This is a genomic window from Duganella violaceipulchra, assembly GCF_019166075.1.
GTDB lineage: Bacteria > Pseudomonadota > Gammaproteobacteria > Burkholderiales > Burkholderiaceae_D > Rugamonas > Rugamonas violaceipulchra.
The window spans coordinates 1-255 of sequence record NZ_JAHTGR010000222.1; the positions used below are offsets into that span (position 1 = coordinate 1).

Genomic DNA, 255 nt, shown 5'->3' on the forward strand with positions numbered 1-255 from the left:
GGTTCTTGCATCAGCTTGTTCGCCACCAAAAAGCAAATATTCCAATGTCGGGTATACCGTCGCCAGCGCATCGGCATACTGATTGAACAGACCGATCGTTAAGTGCAAAATAGTAACTGTTCCTCTCGCGAGCACTTGCGCGAATACGACAGGATCCAGCAGCACTGCTTGAGAAATGATGAGTAGCCGCGCGCCATTGAGCAAGCCACTCCAAATTTCCCAGGTGGAGGCATCGAATGCCGGATTAGCGCAATG

The 255-nt window shown here is 51.0% G+C and carries 1 protein-coding gene; it reads right to left on the reverse strand.

Features of this window, described 5'->3' with window-relative positions; all coding sequences use genetic code 11:
- The coding region (locus tag KVP70_RS33790; RefSeq protein WP_217946788.1) for an AMP-binding protein at window positions 1-255 on the reverse strand (255 nt) is incomplete at both ends.